We start from the raw sequence: 24,889 nt of genomic DNA, 5'->3' as shown, positions 1-24,889 counted from the left end.
GGCGAAGTGGCTGTTCTACATGATCTTCCGGATCATACCTCCGGCGGACAACACCCCCCACCCACCGCCACCAGCGGCGAGGTGCGCAGGATCCTCACCTGGCCCAGATCTCCCGCCAGCGGCGCGTCGAAGGCGCCGTTGGGTTCGGGCAGGAGTTCGATGGCGAGCGCGGTGAGCGGGGTGGCGTCGTCGAAGCCGAAGGCGGCGAGGCGGGCTTCGATGTCGGCGGTGGTCCAGGCGGCGTGGCCGGTGGGCGGCAGATGGCGGGTGCCAAGGTACCCGGCGACGGGGCGGCCGTGGGTCGGGCGGCGGATGGCCGGTTGGGCGCGGCGGAGGTCGAGCTGGATGTTGCGCCAGCTCTGGCCGTCGGCCTGCATCACCCGGCCGTAGAGCACGAACCAGATTTCGGTGTTGGGCGGCTGGATGCGCATCACCCGGCCATCCTGCACCGCCACCGCATAGCCGGCGCTGGCGGTGATGCCGGCGCGGGTGCGGCGGATGGCGCAGGCGAGGTCCGGCGTCGGGTGCTGCACCCCCTCGATCACCAGCGCCGGGCCGAAACGGCCTTGGGCGGTGGACCAGAAGGGCGCCGCCTCGGTGCCCTGGGGGTGGCCGACCCGGAATTCATAGGTGAAGAAGCCGAAGAGTTCCGGCGACTGGCTGGAGAGATTGGCCGGCAGCGGCAGGGCGTAGTGCACGTCGCTGTCCACCGCCTTGATCAGCGGCTGCATGGCGTTCAGCCCGGCATGGTCGTCGCCCTGGCCGGGGCGGATCACCCGCACCGCCTCGGGGTCGAGATCGAGCCCGGCATAGGGGGCGGGGTCGGCCGCCGGTTCCCAGCCCGGCATCAGCATCGGGTCCGGGGTCTGGTGCAGCACCCGGGCATAGATGATGTCGCGCGGGTCGCGCGCGGGGTCGGGTTCGAATTCCAGCCAGAGCATGCGCCGCCGCCGGCCGGTCGCCTCGTAATCGCCGAAGATGGTGTAGTCGGAAAAGGCATGGCCGGCCGAGACCAGTTTCGGCGCCACCTTGGGCGCGGTTGCGACCGGCAGCCGGGTTTCTACCTCCACCGATTGCGTGCCGCCATCGTCGAAACGCGCGGTCAGCGTATAGGTCAGACGGACCTCGTAAGGGTGGCCGTCGGGGCCGGTGGGCGGTTCCAGCGCGTCGAGGAAGACCAGATCCAGGCTCTCGCGGTCGGGGGCGGCCCTGAGCGCCTGGCCGTTGATCGCATGATCGACCTGCAGGCTGCCGAGGGCGCGGGTCGAGATCTGGCCGATCGGCAGCAGCTCCACCCGCCGCGACACGGTGACCGAGGGGCTGGAAAGCCCCGTCCAGCTCCAGTCGCGATCCAGCCTGAGCCGCACCAGGTTCAGCCAGACCCGGTCCAGCTCCACCGGGCTGGTCAGGGTCAGCGCGCCGCCATCGGGCGCCAGGTGATGTTTCAGCCCGGCACAGCCGAAAACCGTGCGCCGGCCGGGGGCCCCGTAGAGCGTGCCGTCCTCTGCCACCAGCCCGGTGGCGGCGGCAAGCCGCGTGACCATCAGCGTCGTGGCCCCCGCCTGGGCGGCCGCCACCGCGGTTTCGGCCGCGCGCGGCACTTCCGGTTGCAGGAAGACCGAGGCCAGACGCTCCTGATCGCTGGTGGGCGCAAACAGCGGCGGTTCGGGCGCGAGCGGCACCGTCACCGTGCCCGGCCACAGCTCTCCCGGGCTGCCCAGACGTGCGGCCTCGGACCCGAAATAGCCCGGATCCGCGCGCCCCAGCGCCCGCACCAGCACCCGGACATTGCGGCCGCGCGGCACCACCACCGGCCCGGTGCCGGGCAGGCCGCCATCCATCGGCCAGGCGATGTCGGAAAGGCGCGCGCAATCCACCCAGTCGAGGGTGAGGTCCAGCACCGCGGGTGCGGCCGGATCGACCAGCGCCGGGAAGGCGCGGGTGGTGCGGTACAGCTGGGTGAAGCCGGCATCGCCGCCGGCCGGGTCGAAGCGCGGCGCCTGGACCAGGACGCGGATCTCCAGCAGATCGGCATCGGGGTCGGGCATGTCCGGCACCACCCAGGCGGCCGCCGGCCGGCCCTGATTGGCGCGGCCGATCGCGGCCAGATGGTCGAAAGCGCCGGGGAAGCCGGTGAACACCGCCTGGGGATAGCCGATCCGCGGCCGGTGGATCTGGAACTGCCGGGGCGTGTGGGCGCCGGTGCCGTCCAGGTCGCGGCTACGCACCGCGCCGGGCGGGATCATCCGGCGGAAGGCCTGGCGCGCCACCGGTGCCGCGGCCGGGTTCACCGGATCGGTATCCGCCGCCGGGCCACCGCCGGTGGTATCGGCCAGCCGCACCCGGAATTCATAGTCGTGGCCATAGCGCAGCGGCACCGCTCCGGCGCCGGTGCCGGCATAGGGCAGGGCGCGGGCGCGCGCCGGCCCGCGCAGCAGCACCTCGTCATCGGAGGGGGCGACCAGCGAGCCGCCGGCCCAGCGGGCGAAGAACACCGGCAGCCAGAACTGGCCGGCGACGGTCATGGGGTGGACCTCGACGATGCCTTCGGCATCGAAGCCGGGGATCGTGGCCGCGCCGACCGCGAAACCGGGCGAGGTGACCGCCTGCAGCGAGGTCCAGCCGGCATCGCCGGCCGCGCGCACATCGACCCGGTAGCCGAAGACCGCACTCGGCGCTTCGGGCGGCAGCGAGCCGTCCATCTCGGTGCCGATCGCGCGGTTGGTGGCGACCAGCGTGTCCTCGTCGTCCCAGGCCAGCTGAATGCCGGGGTCGAGCCGGAGCGGCGGGCCGCCGGCGGCATCCTCGGCGCTGCCGTCGGCATGGATCGGCTGGCGGGCATGGACGATCTTGGCGAAACCGTCGTCGAAAACGGTGGCTTCCGGAAACACCTGGTCGAGCGGGCCGAGACCGGCCGCCGCCGCGGCATCCGCCGCCACCGGGAACAGGGTGGCGGTGAAGACCGGCCGCGGTTCCGCCCGGTCCAGCCGGGGCAGGCGGGTGGCGTAGAGATTCGCCCAGCCCGGATCGGCGGCGGCCTCGGCCGCGAAGGGATGGCCGGCCGCCAGCGAGAAGAACAGCCAGCCGCCCGGATGGGCCTGGCCCGGCGCCGGTTCCGGCAGATCGATAGTGACGGTGTGGATCAGCCCGGCGGCGCGGGCGACCGGCGGCTGGCGCAGCAGCACGGCGAAGCCTTCGCCCCAGCTCATCTCGTCGGTTGCGGGTGGGGTAGGGCGTGCCGATGGCGGCGGGCATTTCAGCAGGCAGTGATAGGTGTCGTCGATCGAGGCGAGCGGTGTTTTCGGCGCCACGAAACTATGGGCGCGGCGATAGCTGAGCGGCAGGTATTTGCGCAGCCGGAAGTCGTCGCTGCGGACATGCACCGTCTCGGGCCGGGTGAGCTTGAATTCGGCGCGCAGCCAGTCGAGCAGCGCCGCCTGATCGGGCGGCGGCGCCAGATCGACAAGCTGCGGCCCGGCCGGCACATCGGCCAGGGTCGCCACCCGCCCCGGATCATCCGAGATATGGGCGGCAAGGCGCAGCGCCGTGCCCTGGAAGGCCGGGGCGGTGGGGGGCCCGAGCGGCTGGGCCGGGTCGCCCACCGGCACCAGCAGCAGGTTCACGGTCAGGCGGCCCTGGGCGGCATCCCAGGACTGAAGGAAGGGCAGAATGGACAGGCGGGGTGCGGCCATGGCCGGGGCCTCCTCAGATCTTGTCTTCCTTGGAAAATCCGATACTGGCCTTGATCGAGAAGAACATGATCTTCACGTAGATGCCGACCTCGCCCTCATAGGCGGCATAGTCGCCATCGACCTTCTTCACGATCATCAGCGAGAATTCGCCATAGACGCCGACGGTGACGATCTTGACGTCGACCTTGGCATCGAAGAAGACGAAGCCGCCGAAGCCCCAGTCGCCTTCATAGACGATCACCGGGCCGATGCCGACGGAGGCCTCGGCCTTGAATGGCCCCAGATGGCCGCCGACGCCGATGCCGATATAGGCCTTCAGCTCGAACGATGCCTTGGAGAAACTGCCCACCACCGCACCGCCGCCCGAAGGGTCGGTGGTCAGCTGCGGCATATAGGTTTTGCCGCCGAGCCCGAATTCGGCGCCATAGACCACTTTCCACGGGCTGGTCGGGGTCTCGCCCTCCAGCGCGACCGAGATGCCGCCGCCGACGAATTCGACCTCGGCCTCGGTCCGCGGGCTGCCGGGCGGCAGCAGATCGGGGGGCACGTCGACCTCGTCGGTGCCGGCCTCGAACACCGCGCCGACCTTCAGATGCAGGGGGCCGAGTTCGACCTCCTTTTCGGCCACCGTCTTCAGCTTCACTTTGTATTTCAGATTGGTCGCCGCCAGATCGATCGGGGCGATTTCCGGCCGTGACGAAAAGCCGGGCAGGAAGGTCATGATGTCTTCCAGCACCGGATGCATCAGCGAGTTGATGGCGGTGAGCTTCGGCCTGAGCGTGCTGCCGCCGATGATGTCGGTCTGCATGCCGGTGACGTCGGTCAGGCCAAGAATGTCGGTCCAGACCTTCACCCGGGGCATGGTCAGCGACCAGCCGTCTTCCTCGATCGCAAGCGTGATCGAGCTTGCGGCATAGTCGATCCGGCTGCCGGCATCGACGTCGTCGGAGAGCACGATCTGCACCGGCCCCGGCGCCATGGCGACCGGCGGCATCAGCCGGAAACGGCCATTGGCCGGGTTCACCCGCAGGCGGTGACTGCCGGCCCCGCCGAGCGGGATGGCCGCATCGGGATGCGGGAAGACACCGGCGCCGGTGGTGCGGGCGAAGACGTCGGCGAACAGCGCCGGCAGGCCGGCGGTGATGTCGGAACTGCCGATCTGGATCCTGGGCCGGCGGAAGGCGAAGGCATGGGTGGGGGTGGTCTGGACGAAGGCGTAATCGGCCCGCGGGCTGGCGCCCGCGAACAGATCCTGCGGGTCCTGGAAGGTGAGGAGGGGCGATGGTGCCGGCACGCGGATGCGGTCGGCCAGCGGCGTGCCGGCCTCACCCGCGCGCAGCACCGCCACACCGTCGGGGGCGGCCACCGCCTCTCCCGGCTGGTCGGGATGGGCGGGGCCGGGGAAGGCCGCCACCGACCAGGCGCCGTTGCCGGCGCCGAATTGCGGTGCGCCGCGCAGCGCGCCGACGATGGCGGGTGGGGGCCGTTCCAGGCGGGTGCGGCCTCGATCCGTTTCAGCCGCATCCGGAAGCCCGAGGCATCCAGCGGCAGCGATACCTCTATCGGCCCGCCTGCCGGGCCATAGACCCGCAGCAGCTGGTCCAGATCGGCGGGGGTGATCGGGTCGCCCACCGGCAGCAGATGCAGCCAGCCCAGCATGCCGCGGACGGGGGTGCGGGCATGGGCGGCATCGGTGCCGACCTCGGCCAGCGCATCGAAATACATCGGCAGCACCCGCCCGCCCGAGGGCAGATCGATCGCCGGCCTGTCGGATGGGCGGATGCGGGTGACGTCGTAAATCCCGCGGATCAGCCCCGGATGGACCTCGTAATCGGGCGAGACCGGCGCGCCGCCGCCTTCCGGCACATGGCGGAAATCGAACAGCCCGGCCGAGGCCGCCTGCCAGCCGCTGTCGCGGCGCAGGACACCACCGCCGCCGCGGCGTTCGATGGTGACGGTGCGCGTCGCCCTGATCCCCCAGGGGTAGATGACGCTGACGAATTTCACCACCTCCAGCGCCGTGCGGCCGACCATCACCTGGAACTGGACCTTGGCGGCCTCGGCGAAGGCGGCGAACGGGTTGCCCCAGTCGCTGAAGGTGCTGCTGCCATAGCCCGAGAGATCGAGCCGGGTGACCGGCACCCGGGGGCGGAACAGGGTGAATTCATTGTTGAACATCGCCTCGACCGCGCCCTCGGGGCCGGCGGTGGCGCCCAGCACCGAGATGTCGAGCGGTGCGCCCGAGGCCAGGTCGACGCCATTGGGCGTCTGAGTGGCGAGGCCGCGGAAGCCGGCGCTCTGACGCGGCGATGCGGCCGTGGGCGTGCCGGCGCGCAGGCTCAGCTGATGGCCGCCTTCAAGCGGCCCGCCCCGGTCGAAGCGCGGCCGCAGCATGGTCGCGGTATCGGCTGCCGCATCGGCATCGGCGGCGCCCTTCATCTCGATCTTGGCCATCATGCCGAAGGGCAGGGTGGTCAGTACCTCCAGCGGGTCGCCGCTGTTGAAGCCCGCAACCATCTCTTCAAGGGCGAGATCGGGGATGGCCGGCCGCAGTTTCGCGGCGCCGCGGATCATCGCCGGCCCGCCATCGCCGGCCGAGGCGAGCGGGGTGGGGAACCAGCCGAGCGTCACCAGATCCTGGTCGGCATCCAACGTGCGCACCGGTTCCCACTGGATCTGGGGCAGGGCGAAGACGCGCAGGCCGGTCTTGAAGCGCAGCCCCTCGATCCGTGCGGCGGTATCGGGCATGGGCACGGCATGCGTCAGGGGCTGGTCGACCCTGGTGTCGAAGGCGACGCCGATCTGATGGCGCCGGGTCGAGACGTCGAGCAGCGACACCCCCGGCCGGCGGCCCAGCGTGCCCACCCGGTCGGCGAAGGTCGCCCGCGCCTTGGGCCAGGACTCGTTGCCCTGGAAGCCCTCTGCGGCGCGGCGGGCGCGCTCCCACGCGGCCAGTTCGGCCTTGCCGCGCAGGCCTGTGCCCTGGGCGGTCTGGCCGGTCAACTCGCGATCGGGCAGGCGTGCCGGCCGCCGATCGGGCTTGGAGGGATTGTCGCAGCCGAGCAGGGGTGGCGGCAGGTCGCCGGCGAAGGCGAGGGCCGGCGGGCCGTCGCCCGACCAGCTGACCGCGGCGCGCAGCACGCCTCCCGATGCGGCGGCGCCGGCCTGGGGCAGCGGCAGCCCGCCCGCACAGGACGAGACATAAGGGTCGGGCAGGGTCGGCAGCCAGTTCAGCAGGCCGAAGACCAGATCCAGCGTGCCGGCGCGGATCACGCCGTCGGCATCCACCGTGCCCGACACGCGATAGAGGGCCGGCAGCCCGGTCGCGAGCACGGCGTTTTCGACCACCAGCCGCAGGCTGCCGGGGGGATCGCCGGCAAAGCCGGTGGCGATCAGATCGGCCTGAAGCCGCCCGGCCTCTTCGGCGATCATCACCATGGCGGTCACCGGCCGGGTCGTTACCGGCCGGCCGGCATGGTCGCGCGGGCAGGCGAGGCGTTCGGCCACGCGGGCCTCAGCCATGGCGAAATGCCGCCCGGCGCCGGCGCAGCCGATCACCACCGCACCGGCGGCGGCGAGTGTGGCGGTGACGCTCTGGCGCCCGGCGATCCCGGCCCCCAGCGCCCAGAGATCGAAGCGGGTCACGGCCCCCGGATCGGCGGCGGCGTTGCGGTCGACCAGCATGAAAATGCCCTGGCCGATCAACAGGGTGGGGTCGGTGATCCGCACCCGGCCATCCAGCCCCACCCAGCCGACCCGCGGATCGCCCTTCAGCGCAAAGCACCAATGGCCGCTGGTGCTGGCCTGGGGGAGGGTCTGCGGGGTGGTGCTCACCACCACCGGGATCAGCCAGCCGCCGCGGGCGATGCGAAACCCGGCATCGAAGCTGGCCACCCGCCAGTCGATCCCGGCGGCATCGATCGCCAGAGGATCGATATCGGCCGGAAACCAGAGCCCGTTTTCGGCCGCGTTCCACACCACCTTCTCCGTCGGGGCGACGGTATGGGTGGTGCCGCCGAACCGCGCCTCGCCGCCATCGAGCGCCACCGCGGCCTTACTGCCGTCGATGGTGATGGTGAGTTTGGCGGGCGCCGTGATCGCGGCATCCGGGCAGGTATTGGCCGGGTCGGGCGCATAGCCCAGTTCCAGCACGATTTCGCCTTTGGGCGGGGCGGCGATGGTCGTGCCGGTTGCAGCGGCGGCGGCGAAGCGCGCCGTGCCGCGCCGGACCGGCAGCCCCGCCCAGCCATCGGCCGGCGCCTTGTTCGAAAACAGCCCGGCCGCGATCCAGACCGTGCCGGCATCGATGCCGATCGACACCTGATCGCGCGTGCGCCGCGCCGAGCCGCCCGAGACCAGCATCAGCGGCGCCGCCTGGCCCTTGGGTGTGATCGGCGTCAGCTTGCCCGCCTCGAACACGTCGACGAACAGCCGCCGCCCGTCCAGATCGATGAACGGCCCGGCCACCCTGGACGGCGCCAGCCCGCGCAGATCCGCCGCCGGCCCGATCCCGGCCATGGCCAGCACCGAAAACGCATCCTGCGGCCGCGCCGTCAGGACGCCCGCTTCCCCGGCTTCGGGCTTTCGGCCCTCGATCTTTGCGGCCTCGATCTTTCCGGCCAGCACATCAAGATCTGCCGCCGCGGTCCGCCGATCGGCCTTCAGGCCCGGCAAAAGGCGGGCGAGCCCCGCCATCGGGTCATCCTGGGGCATCCGTCCCTCCCGGATCGATACACTATCAATAGTTGTATGATGTTGTCAGGAAGACTGTGGAAAGCGGGCGGATGTGATGCCCGTCACAGAGACGGTAGCGCAATTTATGTGCGAAGAGGGAGTCGAATCATTTCATTTTATGGCGAAAAATTGGCCTGGAATATGCACTTGACAAGAAGGCGGCGCCATCGGGTTGCCGCAGGGGCACCAGAAGGCGGGTCATCAAACGGATACAACCGAGGATTATTCAACGCTGACGCACTTCGGGGCGAGATCGGTTGGTAACCCCGTGGCCTGGCCGTCGCCGCCTTCCTGATGGCGCGCGATTGACCGGCGACGGCATCCGTCCGACATGGTTTTCGGCTCTTGAGCGCATCTCAATTGAGATGCATTCTTGGGCGACAGGAGGAGACACGCTCATGCCCGCCCGAACCACCATGCTCCATATCCGTGTTGACGAGCAGCTGAAGGCCGAGGCGACCGAAACGCTTGCGGATCTGGGCCTGACCGTCTCTGATGCCGTTCGGATTCTGCTGACCCGTGTGGTCCGCGACAAGGCGCTCCCCGCCAGCCTGACCGCGAACCCGGAGGCCTATGATGCCTGGTTCCGAGCGAAGGTTCTGGAGGCATTGGACGACGATCGGCCGGCGGTGTCGCACGACCGGGTGATGGACGAGGCTCAGGCACTGATCGACAGGAAGCGCCGTGCCCGGTCTTGAATGGCGGGAGACCGCGCGGGCGGACCTTCTGGCGATCGTCGATTACATCTCGGATCACAATCCGGATGCTGCGCAGCGTCTGAAGGATGATATCGAGGCCAGGGTTGCCCAGCTCCCGATGCATCCGCGTCTTTACAGGGTCGGGCCTGTTCCAGGCACCCGGGAAATGCTCGTGCGATCGAATTATCTGGTGATTTATCAGGAAACACCCCGTGCGGTGATTGTTCTACGCGTGCTTCATGGTGCCCAACAGTGGCCACCGGTATCCGGAAGCTGAGATGACCGACGCCCGCGCCTGGGAAATGCGTGTCTTTCTGCGTGTCGCGGCGCGCGGGGCCTTCAGTGCGGCCGGGCGGGAGCTGGGGATGACGCCGTCGGCGACCGCCAGGCTGATCACGCGGATCGAGGCGCGGCTGGGGGTGCGGCTGGTGGAGCGGTCGACCCGGCGGTTGCGGTTGACGCCCGAGGGCGAGGTCTACCGCGAGCGGGCCGAGGCGCTGCTGGCCGAGCTGGAGGCGATGGAGGCCGAAGTCGCCGGTCAGGCGGTGGTGCCCTCGGGGCTGGTCAGGATCAACAGTTCCATCCCCTTCGGCCGGCACTGCCTGCTGCCACTGCTGCCCGAGTTCACCACGCGATACCCGCAGATCCGGCTGGACCTCACCTTCACCGACGAGGTGGTCGATCTATATCTGGCGCGGGTCGACATCGCCTTCCGGGTGGGGAAGCTGGGCGATTCGGGCCTGCGCGCGGTGCATCTGGGCGAGGTGCGGCGGCGGATCGTGGCCTCGCCCGATTATCTGGCCCGGCGCGGCGTGCCGCAGCGGCCCGATGATCTGGTCGATCACGACTGTCTGGGCTTCAATTTCCGCCGTGCCGCCGCGGTCTGGCCGATGACGGTGGATGGCCGCAGGGTCGCGCGCGAGGTGGAGGGCCGGATCCAGGTCAGCGACGGCGAGACCATGCGCTACATGGCCCGCGCCGGGCTGGGGCTGGCGAGACTTGCCGAATACCATGTCCGCGACGACATCGCCGCCGGCCGGCTGGTCACCGTGCTGGACGACTGCCTGGCCGACAGCGAGGTGGTGCATGCAGTGTATCTGGGACGCGAGCGCGCGCCGCGGCGGATCGAGGCCTTCCTGGATCATGCCACGCCGCGCCTGCGCGAGCGGCTGCGGCAGGGGTGATGGCGCGCCGGCTTCCGGCGGCGGACGGATCAGGCCGGCCCGTCGATGCGGATCGGCAGTTCCGGCGGGGTATAGCCGGCAAGGGCGAGGCTCCAGACCGTCGCCTCCTCGGGAAGCGCCGGGATGCCGGAACCGTCGGAAGGGGAGGGGGCGGCGTGGGGCCAGACCTCCGGCGGGCAGGGCGTGAAGCCCAGCCGGGCATAATGGCCGGCGACCAGGGCATTGCGGCCCGAGGGCAGATAGAGGCCGATCAGCTGCCCGATGCCCCGCGTCCGGGCCCGGTCGGCCAGGGCCTTGAGCACGGCCTGCTCCACCCGCCGGTTCAGCACCCGGCAGCTCATCAGCCAGAGATCGATCGCCCAGATATGTCCCGCCGCCCCGGCCGGGCTGCCGTCGGGCGCCGTCACCTCGCGGGTGATCACCACCGAGATGATGCCGGCATCGCCGAAGACATCGGCCAGGCGGATGGCGAAACAGTGCCGGGCCGGGTCGGCCTCGATTGCGGCGAGGCCGGCGGCGTCGATCCGGCGGGTGGTAAGGTTGAACTGGTTCGACCGCCCGATCAGCTGTGCGGCACGGGGTCTTGACCGTGCATCGATCGGCGCCAGGGTGAGGCGCATCTCCAGCCCGCGCAGATAGGCCTCGAAATCCTCGCGGCGGGCCGGCGCCTGCCGGGTGTCGGGATTGTCCGGGGCGCCGGTATCGTCCGCAGCCGCGCGCGCCTGCCGGGTATAATGGTCGGCGCGTAGCCGGTCTTCGGTCGAGACGGCGACGGTTTCGAACCAGCCGCCGGCCATCAGCGCCAGCGGCATGCCGGCCGGATCGGCCGGCAGTTCGGGCACCGCCACCTGGGGCAGGGCGTCCCGCACCTGGCGGCGCTCGGCCGGGTTGTCGTCCAGCAGGACCAGGGCATCCAGGCCCCAGCCCAGCCGCCGGGCGATTTCTTCAAGCTGGCTGGCCTTGTCGCGCCAGTCGGCGATGAAGACCGCGATGTCGTCGTCACCCAGCAGCATGTCGGGATGGTCGCGGAAGGGCAGGCGGGCGGTGGCCGCGTCGTTCTTGCTCGCCACCGCCAGCACGATGCCGCGGCGGCGGAGGTCCAGCGCCTGGCGCTGGACGGCCAGGAAGGCCTCCCCCTCGGCATCGCCCTGGCCGAGGATGATGCCGTCCGGCCCGTCATCGCCGATCACCCCGCCCCAGAGCGTGTTGTCCAGATCCAGCACCAGGCAGCGGCGGGCCAGCCCGGCCCAGGCCGCGATCAGCCGGGCCAGATGGTCGGCATAAAGCGGCAGCATGGCCGGAGCGACGGCCGATTTCGACCAGTGCCAGTGGCGCGGATCGTGCCAGCGGGTCGTGCCGACCTGGCCGGCCAGGGCATCGACATCCAGAACCAGCGCATCCATCGCCGTCGCCTGATCCAGGATCAGCCGATTGACATGGTCGATCTGTCCCCGCAGTGACGTTGCCATCCGCCGCTCCAGATGGCCGAACAGGGCGATCGGCTCCTGCGGCAGGGTCTGGAAGATCAGCGTGGCGCCGGTCGCCCCGGCAATCCGTCGGGCGATCCCGGCGATGTACTCGCCGACCCTCGCCATGGCCCGGCCGTCATCGTCCTCGCCCGTGGCCGGCCAGTGGGGCAGGCGGCGTCGGTCCAACGCCAGCAGCACCAGATCGACGGGCGGCGAGGTCAGGGGGCCCCCCGGATCCTCCAGCACGCTCATGATCTGGTCGTCGGGGGTGGTGGTGATCTGAAGATCCAGCCCGTGGCGCAGCCCCGCCACCCGCAGAACCGGCGGCAGCAGCGCCGTGGTCGTGTCCGACAGGATGCAGAGCCGCACCGTCCTGAACAGCGGTGCGCCCCCGGCTTTCCCGATCACCCGATCGGCCAGCTTCGCCACCGGCCCGGCCTGGGCAAGATCCAGCCGGTGCCCGGCCAGATGCCTGAGCCCCTGCAGCCCGGCCATGCGGTCGTCTGCGGCCAGTTCCGCCACCGCCCGGACCCGGTCGCGGAGCCTGTCGGTCAGCACCGGCAGCCAGGGCAGCTGGTCGATCGGGATATCGGTCATGCGGCTGCCGCCTTTCGTTCAGGCCGGGGCCCGATTAAGATCCGGACCCGCCCCGCCTGCTGTACCATCCCCGCCTGCTGTACCATTCGTCGGAAGCTGCCGCCATGATCCTGCCAGACCTGCCTGCCGCCGCCCCCGTGCTTGCCCGCATCGTGGCGGCGGTGCTGGACCGCTGGCCGGAGCACCGCGGCTATCTGGACCGGCGCTTCCGCGACGAAACCCCCGAGGGCCTGGCATCGGCCGAGACCCTGGCCGGGCTGGTCGCAGCCATCGCGGGCGACGACCTCGGCCGGGTGATCGACGGCTATCGCCATATGTGCGGCATGATCAATGACGAAGAGATCCATTTCCGCCGCACCGGCCGCTATCGGCTGTCGAGCTTCGCCGAGGTCGAGGCGGCGATCTATGCCGATCCGGCCTGCATGGCGCCCTATCTGGACGGCATCCTGCTGTCGCAGCTGCTGTGGCGCAACCACGCCGATGCGATCGGCCTCTATCGGCGGCGCTTTCTGGGCGGCAACCGGCCCGGCTATCGCCATCTGGAAATCGGCCCCGGCCACGGGCTGCTGCTGGCCCTGGCGCTGGCCGACCCGGCCTGTGCCGCGGCGGCAGGCTGGGATGTGAGCGCGACCAGCCTCGGCCGCACGGCCGATGCCCTGGCGCGCCTCGGCATCGGCCGGGTCGCGGATCTGCGTGCGGTGGATGTGGCCGATCGGGATGCCTTCTCGGGCGCAAGCTTCGACAGCCTGGTGGCGAGCGAGGTGCTGGAACATCTGGAACGGCCCGATCTGGCGCTGGAAACCTTCTGCCGGCTGGCGGCACCGGGGGCGCGGCTGTTCCTGAACGTGCCGGTCAACAGCCCGGCCCCCGATCACATCTTCCTGTTCGAGACCCCGGAAGCCGTGGTGGACATGACCCGGGCCGCCGGCTTTGCCATCGAACATACGGCCTTCCTGCCTTCGACCGGCCTGACGCTCGACCGGGCACGAAAGATCGCGGCCACCATCTCGGCGGTGATCATCGCCCGTGCGCCCGACTGACACTGCTGATGTCAGTCGCCCGCCCTTGCGTCCAATATGGCCAGCAGGTCGCCGATATGGCGCATGCCGGCAATCTCGCGGGTGGTGAACTTCACGCCGTATTCGGCCTCGACCGCGACGATGAAGCGGATGTGGTTCAGGCTGTCCCAGTCCTCGACATCGGCGGCCGACAGCTCCGGGGTCACCACCAGGTCGGGGAGGTCGAGGATCTCCTGCAGGATCTCCGCAATGCGGGCAAGGCGCGACATGGTGCTGGGCATCTCCCGTATGGACCGGTCAGGGGTGGCATGATAGTGGTCACCCCATGACCCGGCAAGGATCCGCCCGTCGTCCGGCGACGACCAGCGCCATGCGTGGGTAACCGCGGGCAAGGCGATGGCATGATCTTTCTGGAACCGTCCTTCCTGGCGCTTGCCGTCGCCTTCATCGCGGTGACCGCACGGCCGATGCCCGAAGCCTGGTTCCGGCTGGTGCTGGGCGGCTTCAGCCTGGCCTTTCTGGCGCTGTGCCTCGGCCCGGCGCAGATCGGCCTGCTCGGCGGTTTCGTGGCCACGGGCTTCGTCGCCACATATCTGGCCCGCCGGCATGGCTGGCGGGCGGCGGGGCCGGGGCTCGTCGTCATCCTGGCCGAATTCGCCCTGGTGAAGACCGCGGGGCTCTTGCCGCTGCCGGTGGATCTGGCCGGGGTGGCGGGCGTTCTGGGGCTTGCCTATGTGCTGGCGCGGATGGTGCATCTGCTGGTCGATACCGCCTCGGATCCCGGCGGCACGCCGCCGGTGACAGCGGGGCGCTATCTGCTCTTCACGCTGAATTTCCTCACCTTTCTGTCGGGCCCCCTGCAGCGCTGGCCGGATCATCTGGCGGCCATGGCAGACCGGCAGCCGGCAGGGGAGGCGGCGCGGCTGGCGGCGCTGGGCCGGATCCTCGCCGGCTATGCCAAGATCCTGATCGCCCTGCCGCTCTGCGACGATCTGCATGACTGGCTGGTGCTGCAGGCGACGGCGCCGGTGGTTGCGGGCGTCGACCTGGGGGCGCTCGCGGCCCGGCTGCTCGGCCCCGAGGGGCCGGGCGTGGTGGTGGTGAGCTTCCACCTCATGGCGGCGACGATCTTCCCCATCCGGCTTTATCTGAACTTCTCGGCCTATATGGATATCGTGATCGGCATCGGCCGGCTGGCCGGTCTGCGGGTGCCTGAGAATTTCGACCACCCGTTCCGGGCCGATTGCCTGCTGGATTTCTGGACCCGCTGGCATATCACCATGTCGCGCTGGTACCAGGATTACGTGTTCACGCCGCTGGTCACCGCCCTGCATCGGCGCTGGCCCTCGCCCCGGGCGATGGAGCTGCAGGCGATGGCTGGCACCTTCGTCACCTTCCTGGCGGTGGGGCTCTGGCACGACGTCAGCCTGCGCTTTCTGGCCATCGGCCTGCTCATCGGCCTGGGCATGATCTGGAACCGGGGCTGGCGGTGGGGCCTGCGCGCGGCGCTCGGTACCGGCGGCTGGCGCCGGCTGAAGGCGCGGGGCTGGTATCGTGCCGTCTCGGCGGTGTCGGCCTATCTGTTCCTGTCGGGCTTCGTCGCCGCCTTCACCTGGCTGTATGGCGGGGCGCCGATGCCGGATATCGCCCCCGGGCCGCTGGCGGTGCTGGCACTTTTGCCGGCAGCGCTCTGGGTGCTGGCGGGCGGGCTGGTCTGGCGGGCGGGCTCGGCCTGGATGGACGGCCGGTTCGTGCCGCGCCGGGTTTCGCCACGTGCCTGTTTCGGGCTTGCCGTCGCCATCTGCGCCCTGGCGATGGTGGCGGCGCTGAAGTCCGAGCCGATCCCGGAGTTCATCTATGCGGGCTTCTGACCGGATGACATGGCTGCGGCGCCATCCGCTGACGGCGGTCGCCGCACTGGCGGCGGCGATTTGGGCGCTGCTGATCGCCGCCTCGTTTCTGGTCCCGGTGCTGCCGGCTGACAGCGCCCTGTACCGTACCCTGGACAACCGCGCCTACACGGCCCGCGCGCTCTACTGGATCTGTACCGATACCAGCCTCGGGGATCAGCTTATCGTGATCGGCCCGTCCAGCGCCCGGGCCTTCGTCCCCGCCGATCGGGCGGCGCTGGATCCGGGGCCGCGGCATCATCTGATGCACATGGCGGGGGCGCCGATCGACGAGATGGCGACCATTGCCGACACCCTGGTGAACTGCCTGCCGCCCGACCGTGCGGCGAGAACCCGGCTGGTCATCGCCACCCATTATCTGTCGTATCTGCCGCCGATCCCGCTGCTTGCCAGCATCCCCACCCTTGGCCGCTATCTGGAAAACACCGGCGCGTTCGAGATCGGGCCCGACGGTCCGCATGTGGCGGCACGGCTGACGGCGCCGGTGACCGGGCCGGTGCTGCGCCTGATCGAACGGCCGGTTTTTGCCGCGGGTACGGTGGGCGTGGCCGCCTGGCGCCGGATCCATGCCCGGCGCTATCCGACGGCGGACCCGTCGCCCGAGGTCAGGGAGAATGCACGCCGTGGCATGATCGACAGTGTCGCACGGAATGCCGGCGGCCGTGCCGCCGATGCCCCCGACGGCCTGGCCCGGCTGGACGCACTGATCCGGGCCGTGCATCGCCTGCAGGCGGCCGGTATCCGGGTGACGGTGTACCAGTCGGTCGAAAGCCGGGCGCTGCGCAAGGCGGTGCCGCAGCTGGCGGCATTCAGGCGGCTGGAGGCGCGGGCGCTCGACGAGGCCGGGATCCCGCATATCGATTTCGGGGACGAGATCGCCGATGACGAATTCGTCGACGGCATCCATGCCCTTCAGACGGCGCAGCCGCATTGGTCGCGGCTGCTGCTGCAAAGGCTGGGCGATCTCTGATGGCTTCCCGCCATGGCCCGGCCGGGCTATGCTGGCGCAATCCATCAACGACAAGGCCAGCTGACGACATGTGGATGATGTGTGGCACCCGTCGAATTAGCTGCCCGGCCTGACCTTTCAGGCCGGGACAATCGCGCGCGCCATTCTGTCAGCCATCCGCCGTCGGTATGCTCTGCGGGATATGTCTCGCGAGGCCGGGGCGTTGTCCGGAAGTTTTCTGATCCATGTCCTCCACACCCGTCCTTCATCTGCTCTCGGGCAAGATCGCGGCCGGCAAGTCCACCCTTGCCGCCCGCCTTGCCGCCGCCCCCGCCACGGTGCTGATCGCCGAAGACGCCTGGCTCGCCCGGCTCTATGGCCCTGAAATGACCAGCGTCGCCGATTATGTGCGGTATTCGGCCCGGCTGCGCGCCGCCATGGGGCCGCATGTCGCCGGGCTGCTCCGCGCCGGCCTGTCGGTGGTGCTGGATTTCCCCGCCAACACCCTTGCCAACCGCGCCTGGATGCGCGGGATCTTCGAGGCCGCCGGTGCCGACCATCGCCTGCATCTGATCGACCTGCCCGACGAGGTCTGCCGGGCCCGGCTGCGGCAGCGCAATGCCGCAGGCGGCCATGATTTCGCCGCCACCGATGCCCAGTTCGACCAGATCACCGCGCATTTCGTCCCCCCGGCACCCGAGGAGGGTTTCCGGGTGGTGGTGCATCGGCTGCCGCAATGACCCCGGCCCTGCGCCGGCGCCTGAGCGATGCCCTGATGCGCCGGTCCGCCCCGGGTGGTGGCGTCGCTCTGACGCGCCCGCGCCAAATGCCGCCCGGCGGGTCAGCACAGGCGACAGCCGGACCGCTTGCGGGTACCATCCGCCGCCTGACCCGCCGGGCGGGCGGGGGGCGGAGTTTAAGAGAGGGGCGGATGCGCGACGACGTCCGGGAATTCAAGCGGGCGCTGATCCTGAAGGCGGCGGCGGAGCTGTTCTTCACCCAGGGCTATGCCCGCACCAGGCTGGACGATCTGGCGGTGCGGCTGCAGATGTCCAAGGCCTCGATCTACGACCATTTCTCGGGCAAGGCCGAGATCCTGTCGACGATCTGCGCAGCCTCGGTCGATGCCTCGCTGGATGTGGTGCGGCGGGTGGCGGGTGCCGGGCTCGACCCGGTGGCGCAGATCGGTGCGGTGGCCCATGGTTTCACCGGGGTGGTGATCGACAACCACCAGCAGATCGCCATCCATGCCCGCGAATTCGCCCATCTGCCCGAAGCGGGGCAGGAGCGGATCATCGCCACCCAGCGCGCCTTCGATGCGCTGCTGGTCGAGATGCTGGAGGCCGGCCGAGCGGCGGGGCGGCTGACGGTCGCCGATCCGCGGGTCACCGCGCTTGCCCTCGCCGGCATGATCATCTGGGTGCACAACTGGTACCGCCCCGACGGCCGGCTGACCCGGGCGCGCATCGCCGAAGGCATGGTGCGCAATGCGCTCGCCATGGTCGGCGCCGAGGCCGAGGCCGGGGCGGTGCTGGAACGGCTCCGCTTTTCCGGCCTGGTCTGACGTGCGCCTCGCCTGCGTGCGGTTCAGCGGCCGGTGAAGGCCGGGGCGCGCTTTTCCACGAAATGGCTCACGCCCTCGCGGAAATCCTCGCTTTCGAAGCTCTCCACCATCAGCCGGTTGGCCTCGTCCCAGGCGGTCGACAGGTTCTGGAACATCGCCCGGTAGACCTGGCCCTTCATCACGCCGATCGAGCGCGGCGACGAGGTGGTGACCAGTTCGCGGGCGTATGTCTTGACGGCATCGAGGAAGCCCTCGGCCGGCAGGCTGCGCACCAGGCCCAGGCGCTCGGCTTCGGCGGTGCCGACCAGCCGGCCCGAGAACAGCAGTTCCAGCGCGTTCATGTTGCCGATCAGCCGCGGCAGCATCCAGGAACTGCCGTGTTCGGCGATCAGCCCGCGGCGGGCGAAGGCGGTGGTGAGCTTCGCCCCCTCGGCCATGAAGCGCAGATCGGTGAACAGCACCATGCACAACCCGATGCCGGCGACCGGGCCGTTGATCGCCGCGATCACCGGGGTCTTCAGCTTCAGCATATAGCTGAATTTCTGGTCGAAATTGTCGTCCGACACCGCTTCGGCCGCGCGCGGCTCACGCGTGCCCTGGCTTTCGGCGGCGCCCGAAAGCAGACCCATATCGGCACCGGCGCAGAAGCCGCGCCCGGCACCGGTCACGATGATCGCGCGCACCGCCTCGTCGGCCTCGGCCTGGAGCATGGCGGCGTGCATCTCGTCTTCCATCACCTGGGTCCAGGCATTGAGACGATCCGGGCGGTTGAGGGTGATGACGGCAAGCGGGCCGTCGACCTCGTAGAGGATGTCGGTGTAGGCCGGGGTGGTCTGGGCAGTCATCTGGGGGGAAACCTTCTTGTGGCGGGTTCCGTGGCCGTCGGCCTCCAGATCAAACAGTGTTCACCCTCTCGTTCGATCAGGTGAGCCAAATAGATCGGGAGGCGGATACAGCGTTTGGAACGGGGTTTGATCTGGCGGCGCCGGCTTTTTGTCTTGGCGAGAGGGCTCGCATCGATTTCTGAAGTCTACGGCAGTGACTGCGCCGGTCAAGCCCGCGCCTGCGGGCGCAGGCGGATGGTGGTGACGGTGGCGGCATCGACCGCGGCCCGGCTATAGGGCATGGGCAGGGTGGCGGCGCGGGCCCAGTCTTCGGCATGGTCGGCCAGATGGGGGCTGGTGGGGTCCCCTGACTGGCCGGGGCCGTTGACGAAGCGTGCGGCATCCCAGTTGCCGACATCGATCACCATGCGGAACGAGGCGCCGATCACCAGCCGCCCGTCCGTGGGGCGATAGGTGGTGTTCATCACCGTCATGCCCGACCCGCCCACCGGCAGCGGGCCAAGCTGCGGGAAGCCCCCGATACCCGCCTCGGCCAGCGGATGGACGAAGAGCGCGTGGTGGAACCGCCCCCAATCCCAGCCGGCCGGGTCGGCGCCGAAGCGACGGCGGCAATCGGCGACCGCCTGGCCGAGCGTCGGCAGCAGGCAGGCACGGGCCGCGGGGTCGGTGTCGAGCCGGTCGAGCAGGGTTTCGACATCGCCCGGCTCCAGCATCCGGCGCAGCGCCGGATCATCGGTCATGCGGTCGAGCAGCGCCGGGCGCAGATGATGGGTCCACCAGATCTCGAACAGCGCCGCCGCCGGCGTTTTCAGCCGCAGATGATGATCCCAGCCGGCGAGCAGGGCCAGGCCGTCCTGGAGGTCGCCGGCGGGTGTGGTTTCGGGCGCCGGCAGATGGCCGCAGACCCGCGCGGCCGGGATCGAGAACACATCGCCCTGCAGGGCTTCGGCCGCGGCCGGGTCGTGCGGCGGGCCGTCGGCCAGGACCGCCTTGATCCGGTCGGCACGGAAGGGCTCCAGCCATTCGAAGCCGAAACCGCGCGCGCGGAGCGGCCCCTCGGGCAGGTTCATTTCGTTGGCGGTGGCGATGAAGCCGCGCGGCGGGTCGATCTCGCGCGGCAGGCCGGCGGGGTCCTGGAAACCCGACCAGTCATAGCGGCCGTCGCCGGGCACCGGCAGCAGCCCGTCCGAGGCCGGGCGCAGCGGCAGTTTCGCGCCCACGATCCAGGCGATCCGCCCGTCCATATCGGCATAGACATGGTTGGTGGAGGGCACCGACCAGTGGCCGAGGGCGGCGGCATAGGCTTCGGGGGTGCGTGCCCGCATACAGCCGAGCCCCGCCAGATAGGGAGCCGCCCCGGGCTCCGACCAGACGGTGCGCACCGCGAAGGCGCGGCGGCGGTCCGTATCGCGGAAAATCACCGGCCCGTGGACGGTGAAGTGCAGCGTGACCGTCTGATCCGGGCAGCCCTTCACCGGGATGGTCTCTTCCACCACCGTCATCGGCACATAACCGTCGCCATGGCGGTAGAGCAGCGGGTCCTCCGCCGCGGTTTCGCAGACGAACAGATCTTCCTGATCGGCGGGGAAGATGGTGAGCGCGAAGGCGGCATGGCCGTTATGGCCGAGCGAAATGCCGGGAATGGCGGGCTCGCCCGCGCCGATCACGTCGAGCCCGGGTGCCGTGAGATGGACCGCATAGCGCAACGACGGCAGGGCGTAATGGCGATGCGGATCGCTGGCGAGCAGGGGCCGGCCGGTGGCCGTGCGCCCGGGCGCCACCACCCAGTTGTTGGAGCCTTCGGCCGCCGCCATCACCGCCATCACCCGCCCCTCGGCATCGACCCGGGACCAGCGTGGCGCCTCGTCGAGGTTCGCGGCAAGCCGGGCGGGCTCGAAGCTGACCGGGGCGGTGGCGAGCAGGAAATCATCCAGCACCCGGGCGCCGATATCCTCGGGGTCGAGCCCGTCCGGCACCCGGATTTCATGCGCCGGCGCGATCGAGCGGCGGACGAGATCCAGCGCCAGCGCCGCGGCGTCGTCGGCCGCCCGGCCCTGTTCGCGGGCGAGCGCCCGGGCACGCCCCAGAAGGCGTGCACGCATCACTTCCGATGTCAGGTTACGCACCAGGGCATGGCTGCGGATGCGGACCACATCCTCGGGCGCCCAGCGCGCCGGCCGGGTACCCAGCGCGTGGAATTCGGGCGCCAGCAGCCCGGGATCGGCCTCGGTCAGCGCGATCCAGGCATTGATGCCGCGGGTGAAGGCGGCAACGATCCCCTCCAGCCCCGGCACCCCATAGGCGGCCCATTCCGCGGCCATGTCGCCGCGATAGAGAAACAGCCGCGCGGCGCGGTCCTGCGCCAGATAGCCCGGCCCGAAATCGGCCGAGAGCAGCCCCAGCCCGCGCTTGCGCCAGAGATCGATCTGCCACAGCCGGTCGCGGGCGGCGTTGAACCCCTGCAGCATAAACAGATCCGCCTCCGACCCCGCCCGCAGATGGGCCAGCCCGTGGCCATCGATCCGGATCTCGGCAGGGCCGTCGAGACCGGCCAGGATGATATCGTCGGGCATGCGATCGGCGGCCATGGGGCGAAGGATCCTCGCAGTCGAATGTGGCGGGAAGGCGGGTGACGGGAAAGGCGGGTGACGGGAAAGGGGCGCATGAAGCGGGGGGTGGCGTCAACCGGGATGGAAGGGCGACCTGCCGTGGTGTATCTTCCGGCCTCCTTCCCCCGCAACGCGGAGCCCGCACGCTTGTCCTGCATCCTGGGTATCGCAAGCCGTGACGGACGTCCTGTTGACCCGGACTGGCAGCCGCGGGGCCTTCGCGCGATGCTGCCCATGGGCGGCACCGATGGGGGCGGCACCGACGGGGTGGTGCGCGGGGACCGTGCGGCGCTGGCCTGGCGGCAGTTCGTCGATCTGCCCGAGGATCGCGTCGATCGTCAGCCGATGCGCGGCGGCGGCGGCCGGCTGGTGATGGTGTTCGACGGGCGGCTGGACAATCGGGCGGAGCTGCTGGCCCGGCTGGGGCGGACGGGGCCCGAGGCGGCGTCCATGCCCGACGGGCGGATCGCGCTCAGATGTTTCGAGGCGGCGGGGCGCGATGCGCTCGGCTGGTTCTGCGGGGCCTTCGCACTGGCCCTGTTCGACGAGGGCGAGGACCGGCTGCTGCTGGCGCGCGATGCCCTGGGCATGCGGCCGCTGGTCTATCATCTGGCGCGCGATTTTCTGCGCTTCGCCACCGTGCCCCGGGGCCTGTTCGCCGATCCGGCGGTGCCGCGGGCGCTGGATCCCGTTGCCCTTGCCCGCCATTCGATCCGCTGGCGGGTGGCGGCCGACCGGACGATCTATCAGGACATTCAGGCCCTGCCGCCCGGCTGCTTCCTTGAAATGCAGGCCGGCCGGGTGGTGGTGGATCATCACTGGCGGCCGGATCACGTGGCCCCGCTGCGCTTCGCCCGCACGGATGATTATGCCGAGGGGCTGCGTGCGGTGCTGGAGACGGCGGTGGCCGCACAGACCCGCAGCGCCCGGGGCGTCGCCAGCCAGTTGAGCGGCGGGCTGGACAGTAGCGCCGTCACCGCCCTGGCGGCGGGCGTGCTGGCCGCCCGCAATGACGTGCTGGACGCCTATACCGCCGCCCCGCCCGAGGGCACGCCCCCGGTCCATCCGCTGCTGCGCCATGACGAAAGCGGTGTTGCCGCCGAAACCGCGGCCCGCTTCCCAAATATCCGCCATCATGTGATCCGCGAAACCCCGGCGCTGGAGCTGGAGCTGTTCGACCGGATCGCCGCCGGGGCCGATCTGCCGCCGGTCAACGCCATGAACATGCCCTGGTTCGACGACATCGCCCGGGCGGCCGGCCGTCGGGGGGCCGGCGTGCTGCTTCACGCCGGGTACGGCAATCTCACCATCAGTGCCGAGGGGTTCGAGGGGCTGGCGGACATGGTCCTGCGCGGCCGGTTCCTGGCGCTCGCCCGCCATGGCTGGCGGCTGCGCGATCTGAATCGGATCGAGCGCCGGCTGCTGGTCGCGGAGACGGCGATGGCGGTCCGCCGCCGGCTGCCGGTGCCGGCCGGTTTGCGGCGCCGGATCGGCCGGCGGGTGCTGGAAAACGCTTCGGCGGCATTGCGGCCCGAGGCCCTGCCGGATGGCGGGCTCGATGGTCTGGCGAAAGCGGCCGTGTGGCGCTGGCCCGGTGCCGATCGGCTGGCCGATGGCGGACGGCGGGTCGCGGCCTTCGCCAATAACGACCTCGCCTTTCTCACGTTTTATTACGAGGCGAGCTGCGGGCTGTCGCTGCGCGATCCCACCGCCGACCGGCGGGTGGCGGAATACTGCTGGGGCTTGCCGCCCGAAGCCTTTCTGGCCGGCGGCACGCCGCGCGGGCTGATCCGCAGGGCCATGGCCGGCCTGTTGCCGCCGGCGGTGGTGGAGAACCGGCGGCAGGGCGCCCAGGCAGTGACCTGGCGCCGTCAGATGTCGGCGGCGCGGGACGAGATCCTGCGCGAGATCGATGCGCTCGCCGCCTGCCCCGACACCGCCGGCCTGTTCGATATCGAGCGGCTGAAGGTGCTGGCCGCAGAGATCGACGGTCCGGACGAGAGCCGCGAGATGATGATCGCCCTGCAGGTGACCCTGACCCAGGCGTTGAATGTCGGCCGCTTCGCCCGACGGTTTTCGGGCAGCAACCAGACCGGCCGCGAGGATGCGGCAAAGGCGGGTGATTGATGATGGCGGGGAATGATCTGCCCTATCGCTACCGGATGCTGGGCCTGGTGCTGGCGAGCGCCGTGCCGCTCGGCGGGCTGGAGCCGGCCGGACCCGAGGCGGGCGATCCGGTGGCGACCATCCGCCTCGGGCCCGTGCCCGAAGATCTGCCGGCGCCGCTGTTCACGGGCCCGCATTCCCGGATCGATGCCACGCATTACATCCAGATCCTGCCCGGGCTCGGCCGGTTGATGATCGTGGCGGGCCGCGAGGTCGTGCTTGCCCCCGACGCGCCGGAGCATGTCGATCACATGATGCGGGTGGCGGTGTATACGCATCTCTCCTTCTGCAACGGCCTGTTGCCGCTGCATGCCAGCGGGCTGGTGCTGGGCGACGGGGTGGCTGCCTTCTGTGGCGATTCCGGCGCCGGCAAGTCGACGCTGGCCGCCGCCTTCACCGATGCCGGCACGGAACTGGTGGCCGATGACGTCTGCCATCTGCAGGAGGTGGCGGGGGAGACCCGCGTGCGATCCCTGCAACGCGAACTCAGGCTCTGGGACAGCTCGGTAGCAGGGCTGGCCTGGGCGGGGCGGGGGGAGCGCCCCGTCGCCGCCGGTGTCGACAAGTTCCGGTTCGACGATCTGGTGCCGACCGCGGCGGCCGACCGCCTGCTGCCGCTCCGCGGCATCTTCGGGCTGGCGGCGACCGCAGAGACGCCCGGCATCCGGATCGAGCGGCTGTCCGGCCTTGCCGCGCTGAAGCTGGTGCTTGGCAATCTCTATGGCGGCTGGGTGATGGGGCCGCTCGGCCGGGAACCGGCGATCCAGGCCGCGGTTCTGCGGCTGGTGCAGCGCGTGCCGGTCCATCGCCTGCACTATCCCCGTCGCTTCGACGCCCTGCCGGCGGTGGTGGCGACTATCCGCCAGCATCTCGCCGCCGCCGTCCCTGCCGTTTCCGAGGATGTTCCGACCTCATGACCAGCCAGACCCCTTTGACCAGTCCGGCCACCATCGATCCCGACCGCGTGTACACCCGCGCCCCCGGCGTGATGGCAACGCCGCTCAATGGCGATGTCGTGCTGATGAACCCCGAGACCGGCGATATTCTGGGCCTCAACCGCAGTGCGGCGGCCGTCTGGGACGGGCTCGAAACCCCGAAGAGCGGCCGCGATCTGGCGGCAAGACTTCGTGCCCGCTTCGCGGTCGACGAGGCGACCAGCCTTGCGGCCGTGGAGAAGGTGCTGGGCGATCTGGTCGCGGCCGGGCTGGTCGTGACATGATGGCCGTCAGAGATCTGCATCGCGCAGATATTGACGATACACGCGACGAACTCTGTCAGAGGAAAGGACGGATCATATGATCGATCACGACATCGCCGGCGACCGGCCGGATGGCCGGGAAAGCTGGATCGAGCCTGAGGTCATCCGGCTCAATCTCAATGAGGCGCAAGGGGCAGCCGGCCCGTTCCTTGACGGGGCGACCGTGTCCCTGCCGCCGCCCTGATCCCGGCCGGT

18 protein-coding genes are annotated in these 24,889 nt (G+C 70.4%); 12 read left to right on the top strand and 6 right to left on the bottom strand.

Features of this window, described 5'->3' with window-relative positions:
• Nucleotides 1-32 precede the first annotated feature (32 nt).
• Nucleotides 33-3,692, bottom strand: a complete 3,660-nt coding sequence (locus TMO_RS20785) for a hypothetical protein (RefSeq protein ID WP_014747677.1) — start codon at nucleotides 3,690-3,692, stop codon at nucleotides 33-35.
• A gap of 1,020 nt (nucleotides 3,693-4,712) precedes the next feature.
• Nucleotides 4,713-8,405, bottom strand: coding sequence for a hypothetical protein (locus TMO_RS20780; protein WP_014747675.1), 3,693 nt, complete (start codon nucleotides 8,403-8,405; stop codon nucleotides 4,713-4,715).
• Between the two features lie 419 nt (nucleotides 8,406-8,824).
• Here TMO_RS20780 and TMO_RS20775 point away from each other — a divergent pair, with 419 nt between their 5' ends.
• Genes TMO_RS20775 through TMO_RS20765 form a run of 3 tightly spaced genes read left to right on the top strand, consistent with a single transcriptional unit; the run spans nucleotide 8,825 to nucleotide 10,308 of the window.
• A complete protein-coding gene (locus TMO_RS20775; protein ID WP_014747673.1) occupies nucleotides 8,825-9,124 on the top strand; it encodes a type II toxin-antitoxin system RelB/DinJ family antitoxin in 300 nt (99 codons plus the stop codon).
• Entirely contained in the window at nucleotides 9,111-9,401 is a 291-nt protein-coding gene (locus tag TMO_RS20770) for a type II toxin-antitoxin system RelE/ParE family toxin (protein WP_014747672.1), read from the top strand. Before TMO_RS20775 ends, TMO_RS20770 begins: the two co-directional genes overlap by 14 nt.
• Before the next feature lies 1 nt (nucleotide 9,402).
• Nucleotides 9,403-10,308: a LysR family transcriptional regulator gene (locus TMO_RS20765; RefSeq protein ID WP_014747671.1), complete on the top strand. Its 906-nt coding sequence runs from the start codon at nucleotides 9,403-9,405 to the stop codon at nucleotides 10,306-10,308.
• A 29-nt stretch (nucleotides 10,309-10,337) separates the two neighbouring features.
• Here the strand turns inward: TMO_RS20765 and TMO_RS20760 are convergent, their stop codons facing one another.
• Nucleotides 10,338-12,374, bottom strand: a complete 2,037-nt coding sequence (locus TMO_RS20760) for an HAD-IIIC family phosphatase (RefSeq protein ID WP_014747670.1) — start codon at nucleotides 12,372-12,374, stop codon at nucleotides 10,338-10,340.
• Nucleotides 12,375-12,478: 104 nt separating this feature from the next.
• Here TMO_RS20760 and TMO_RS29815 point away from each other — a divergent pair, with 104 nt between their 5' ends.
• On the top strand, nucleotides 12,479-13,414 hold the full coding sequence (locus TMO_RS29815; protein WP_014747669.1) for a class I SAM-dependent methyltransferase: 936 nt from the start codon (nucleotides 12,479-12,481) through the stop codon (nucleotides 13,412-13,414).
• An 11-nt stretch (nucleotides 13,415-13,425) separates the two neighbouring features.
• On the opposite strand, the gene TMO_RS31805 is transcribed toward TMO_RS29815, so the two are convergent.
• On the bottom strand, nucleotides 13,426-13,662 hold the full coding sequence (locus TMO_RS31805; RefSeq protein ID WP_014747668.1) for an acyl carrier protein: 237 nt from the start codon (nucleotides 13,660-13,662) through the stop codon (nucleotides 13,426-13,428).
• Nucleotides 13,663-13,794: 132 nt separating this feature from the next.
• Here TMO_RS31805 and TMO_RS20745 point away from each other — a divergent pair, with 132 nt between their 5' ends.
• The 4 genes from TMO_RS20745 (at nucleotide 13,795) to TMO_RS29810 (ending at nucleotide 17,816) form a co-directional block, all read left to right on the top strand.
• A complete protein-coding gene (locus tag TMO_RS20745) occupies nucleotides 13,795-15,264 on the top strand; it encodes an MBOAT family O-acyltransferase (RefSeq protein WP_014747667.1) in 1,470 nt (489 codons plus the stop codon).
• On the top strand, nucleotides 15,251-16,273 hold the full coding sequence (locus tag TMO_RS20740) for a hypothetical protein (RefSeq protein WP_014747666.1): 1,023 nt from the start codon (nucleotides 15,251-15,253) through the stop codon (nucleotides 16,271-16,273). Before TMO_RS20745 ends, TMO_RS20740 begins: the two co-directional genes overlap by 14 nt.
• 224 nt (nucleotides 16,274-16,497) lie before the next feature.
• The gene (locus tag TMO_RS20735; RefSeq protein WP_014747665.1) at nucleotides 16,498-16,992 is read left to right on the top strand and encodes an AAA family ATPase; all 495 of its coding nucleotides are present in this window, start codon (nucleotides 16,498-16,500) and stop codon (nucleotides 16,990-16,992) included.
• A gap of 191 nt (nucleotides 16,993-17,183) precedes the next feature.
• Nucleotides 17,184-17,816, top strand: coding sequence for a TetR/AcrR family transcriptional regulator (locus TMO_RS29810; RefSeq protein WP_051045559.1), 633 nt, complete (start codon nucleotides 17,184-17,186; stop codon nucleotides 17,814-17,816).
• Between the two features lie 23 nt (nucleotides 17,817-17,839).
• Here the strand turns inward: TMO_RS29810 and TMO_RS20725 are convergent, their stop codons facing one another.
• A complete protein-coding gene (locus tag TMO_RS20725; RefSeq protein ID WP_014747663.1) occupies nucleotides 17,840-18,661 on the bottom strand; it encodes an enoyl-CoA hydratase-related protein in 822 nt (273 codons plus the stop codon).
• Between the two features lie 206 nt (nucleotides 18,662-18,867).
• Nucleotides 18,868-21,249 (bottom strand): penicillin acylase family protein, encoded by a 2,382-nt coding sequence (locus TMO_RS20720; RefSeq protein WP_014747662.1) that lies wholly within the window; start codon nucleotides 21,247-21,249, stop codon nucleotides 18,868-18,870.
• Between the two features lie 255 nt (nucleotides 21,250-21,504).
• Here TMO_RS20720 and TMO_RS20715 point away from each other — a divergent pair, with 255 nt between their 5' ends.
• The 4 genes from TMO_RS20715 to TMO_RS31800 all read left to right on the top strand — a co-directional run bounded on the left by TMO_RS20715 (nucleotide 21,505) and on the right by TMO_RS31800 (nucleotide 24,878).
• Nucleotides 21,505-23,397: an asparagine synthetase B family protein gene (locus TMO_RS20715; RefSeq protein ID WP_041606942.1), complete on the top strand. Its 1,893-nt coding sequence runs from the start codon at nucleotides 21,505-21,507 to the stop codon at nucleotides 23,395-23,397.
• The gene (locus TMO_RS20710) at nucleotides 23,397-24,353 is read left to right on the top strand and encodes an HPr kinase (RefSeq protein WP_014747660.1); all 957 of its coding nucleotides are present in this window, start codon (nucleotides 23,397-23,399) and stop codon (nucleotides 24,351-24,353) included. The genes TMO_RS20715 and TMO_RS20710 overlap by 1 nt, the downstream gene beginning before the upstream one ends.
• Entirely contained in the window at nucleotides 24,350-24,655 is a 306-nt protein-coding gene (locus tag TMO_RS20705; protein WP_014747659.1) for a PqqD family protein, read from the top strand. The genes TMO_RS20710 and TMO_RS20705 overlap by 4 nt, the downstream gene beginning before the upstream one ends.
• 76 nt (nucleotides 24,656-24,731) lie before the next feature.
• Nucleotides 24,732-24,878 (top strand): hypothetical protein, encoded by a 147-nt coding sequence (locus tag TMO_RS31800; protein ID WP_187297850.1) that lies wholly within the window; start codon nucleotides 24,732-24,734, stop codon nucleotides 24,876-24,878.
• The last annotated feature ends 11 nt before the right edge of the window (nucleotides 24,879-24,889 follow it).

Origin of the sequence: Tistrella mobilis KA081020-065, from assembly GCF_000264455.2 — a bacterium.
GTDB lineage: Bacteria > Pseudomonadota > Alphaproteobacteria > Tistrellales > Tistrellaceae > Tistrella > Tistrella mobilis.
Note: the sequence above shows the minus strand (reverse complement) of the source record. Positions and strands in the feature narration are given on the sequence as shown.

What these genes read in the sequence shown, in the direction of transcription:
- TMO_RS20705 (WP_014747659.1), top strand. Translation starts at nt 24,350, where the DNA reads ATGACCAGCCAGACCCCTTTGACCAGTCCGGCCACCATCGATCCCGAC.
- TMO_RS20725 (WP_014747663.1), bottom strand. Translation starts at nt 18,661, where the DNA reads ATGACTGCCCAGACCACCCCGGCCTACACCGACATCCTCTACGAGGTC.
- TMO_RS20775 (WP_014747673.1), top strand. Translation starts at nt 8,825, where the DNA reads ATGCCCGCCCGAACCACCATGCTCCATATCCGTGTTGACGAGCAGCTG.
- TMO_RS20745 (WP_014747667.1), top strand. Translation starts at nt 13,795, where the DNA reads ATGATCTTTCTGGAACCGTCCTTCCTGGCGCTTGCCGTCGCCTTCATC.
- TMO_RS20765 (WP_014747671.1), top strand. Translation starts at nt 9,403, where the DNA reads ATGACCGACGCCCGCGCCTGGGAAATGCGTGTCTTTCTGCGTGTCGCG.
- TMO_RS31800 (WP_187297850.1), top strand. Translation starts at nt 24,732, where the DNA reads ATGATCGATCACGACATCGCCGGCGACCGGCCGGATGGCCGGGAAAGC.
- TMO_RS20710 (WP_014747660.1), top strand. Translation starts at nt 23,397, where the DNA reads ATGATGGCGGGGAATGATCTGCCCTATCGCTACCGGATGCTGGGCCTG.
- TMO_RS20740 (WP_014747666.1), top strand. Translation starts at nt 15,251, where the DNA reads ATGCGGGCTTCTGACCGGATGACATGGCTGCGGCGCCATCCGCTGACG.
- TMO_RS20780 (WP_014747675.1), bottom strand. Translation starts at nt 8,405, where the DNA reads ATGCCCCAGGATGACCCGATGGCGGGGCTCGCCCGCCTTTTGCCGGGC.
- TMO_RS29815 (WP_014747669.1), top strand. Translation starts at nt 12,479, where the DNA reads ATGATCCTGCCAGACCTGCCTGCCGCCGCCCCCGTGCTTGCCCGCATC.
- TMO_RS20715 (WP_041606942.1), top strand. Translation starts at nt 21,505, where the DNA reads ATGGGCGGCACCGATGGGGGCGGCACCGACGGGGTGGTGCGCGGGGAC.
- TMO_RS20785 (WP_014747677.1), bottom strand. Translation starts at nt 3,692, where the DNA reads ATGGCCGCACCCCGCCTGTCCATTCTGCCCTTCCTTCAGTCCTGGGAT.
- TMO_RS20720 (WP_014747662.1), bottom strand. Translation starts at nt 21,249, where the DNA reads ATGGCCGCCGATCGCATGCCCGACGATATCATCCTGGCCGGTCTCGAC.
- TMO_RS20735 (WP_014747665.1), top strand. Translation starts at nt 16,498, where the DNA reads ATGTCCTCCACACCCGTCCTTCATCTGCTCTCGGGCAAGATCGCGGCC.
- TMO_RS20760 (WP_014747670.1), bottom strand. Translation starts at nt 12,374, where the DNA reads ATGACCGATATCCCGATCGACCAGCTGCCCTGGCTGCCGGTGCTGACC.
- TMO_RS29810 (WP_051045559.1), top strand. Translation starts at nt 17,184, where the DNA reads ATGCGCGACGACGTCCGGGAATTCAAGCGGGCGCTGATCCTGAAGGCG.
- TMO_RS31805 (WP_014747668.1), bottom strand. Translation starts at nt 13,662, where the DNA reads ATGTCGCGCCTTGCCCGCATTGCGGAGATCCTGCAGGAGATCCTCGAC.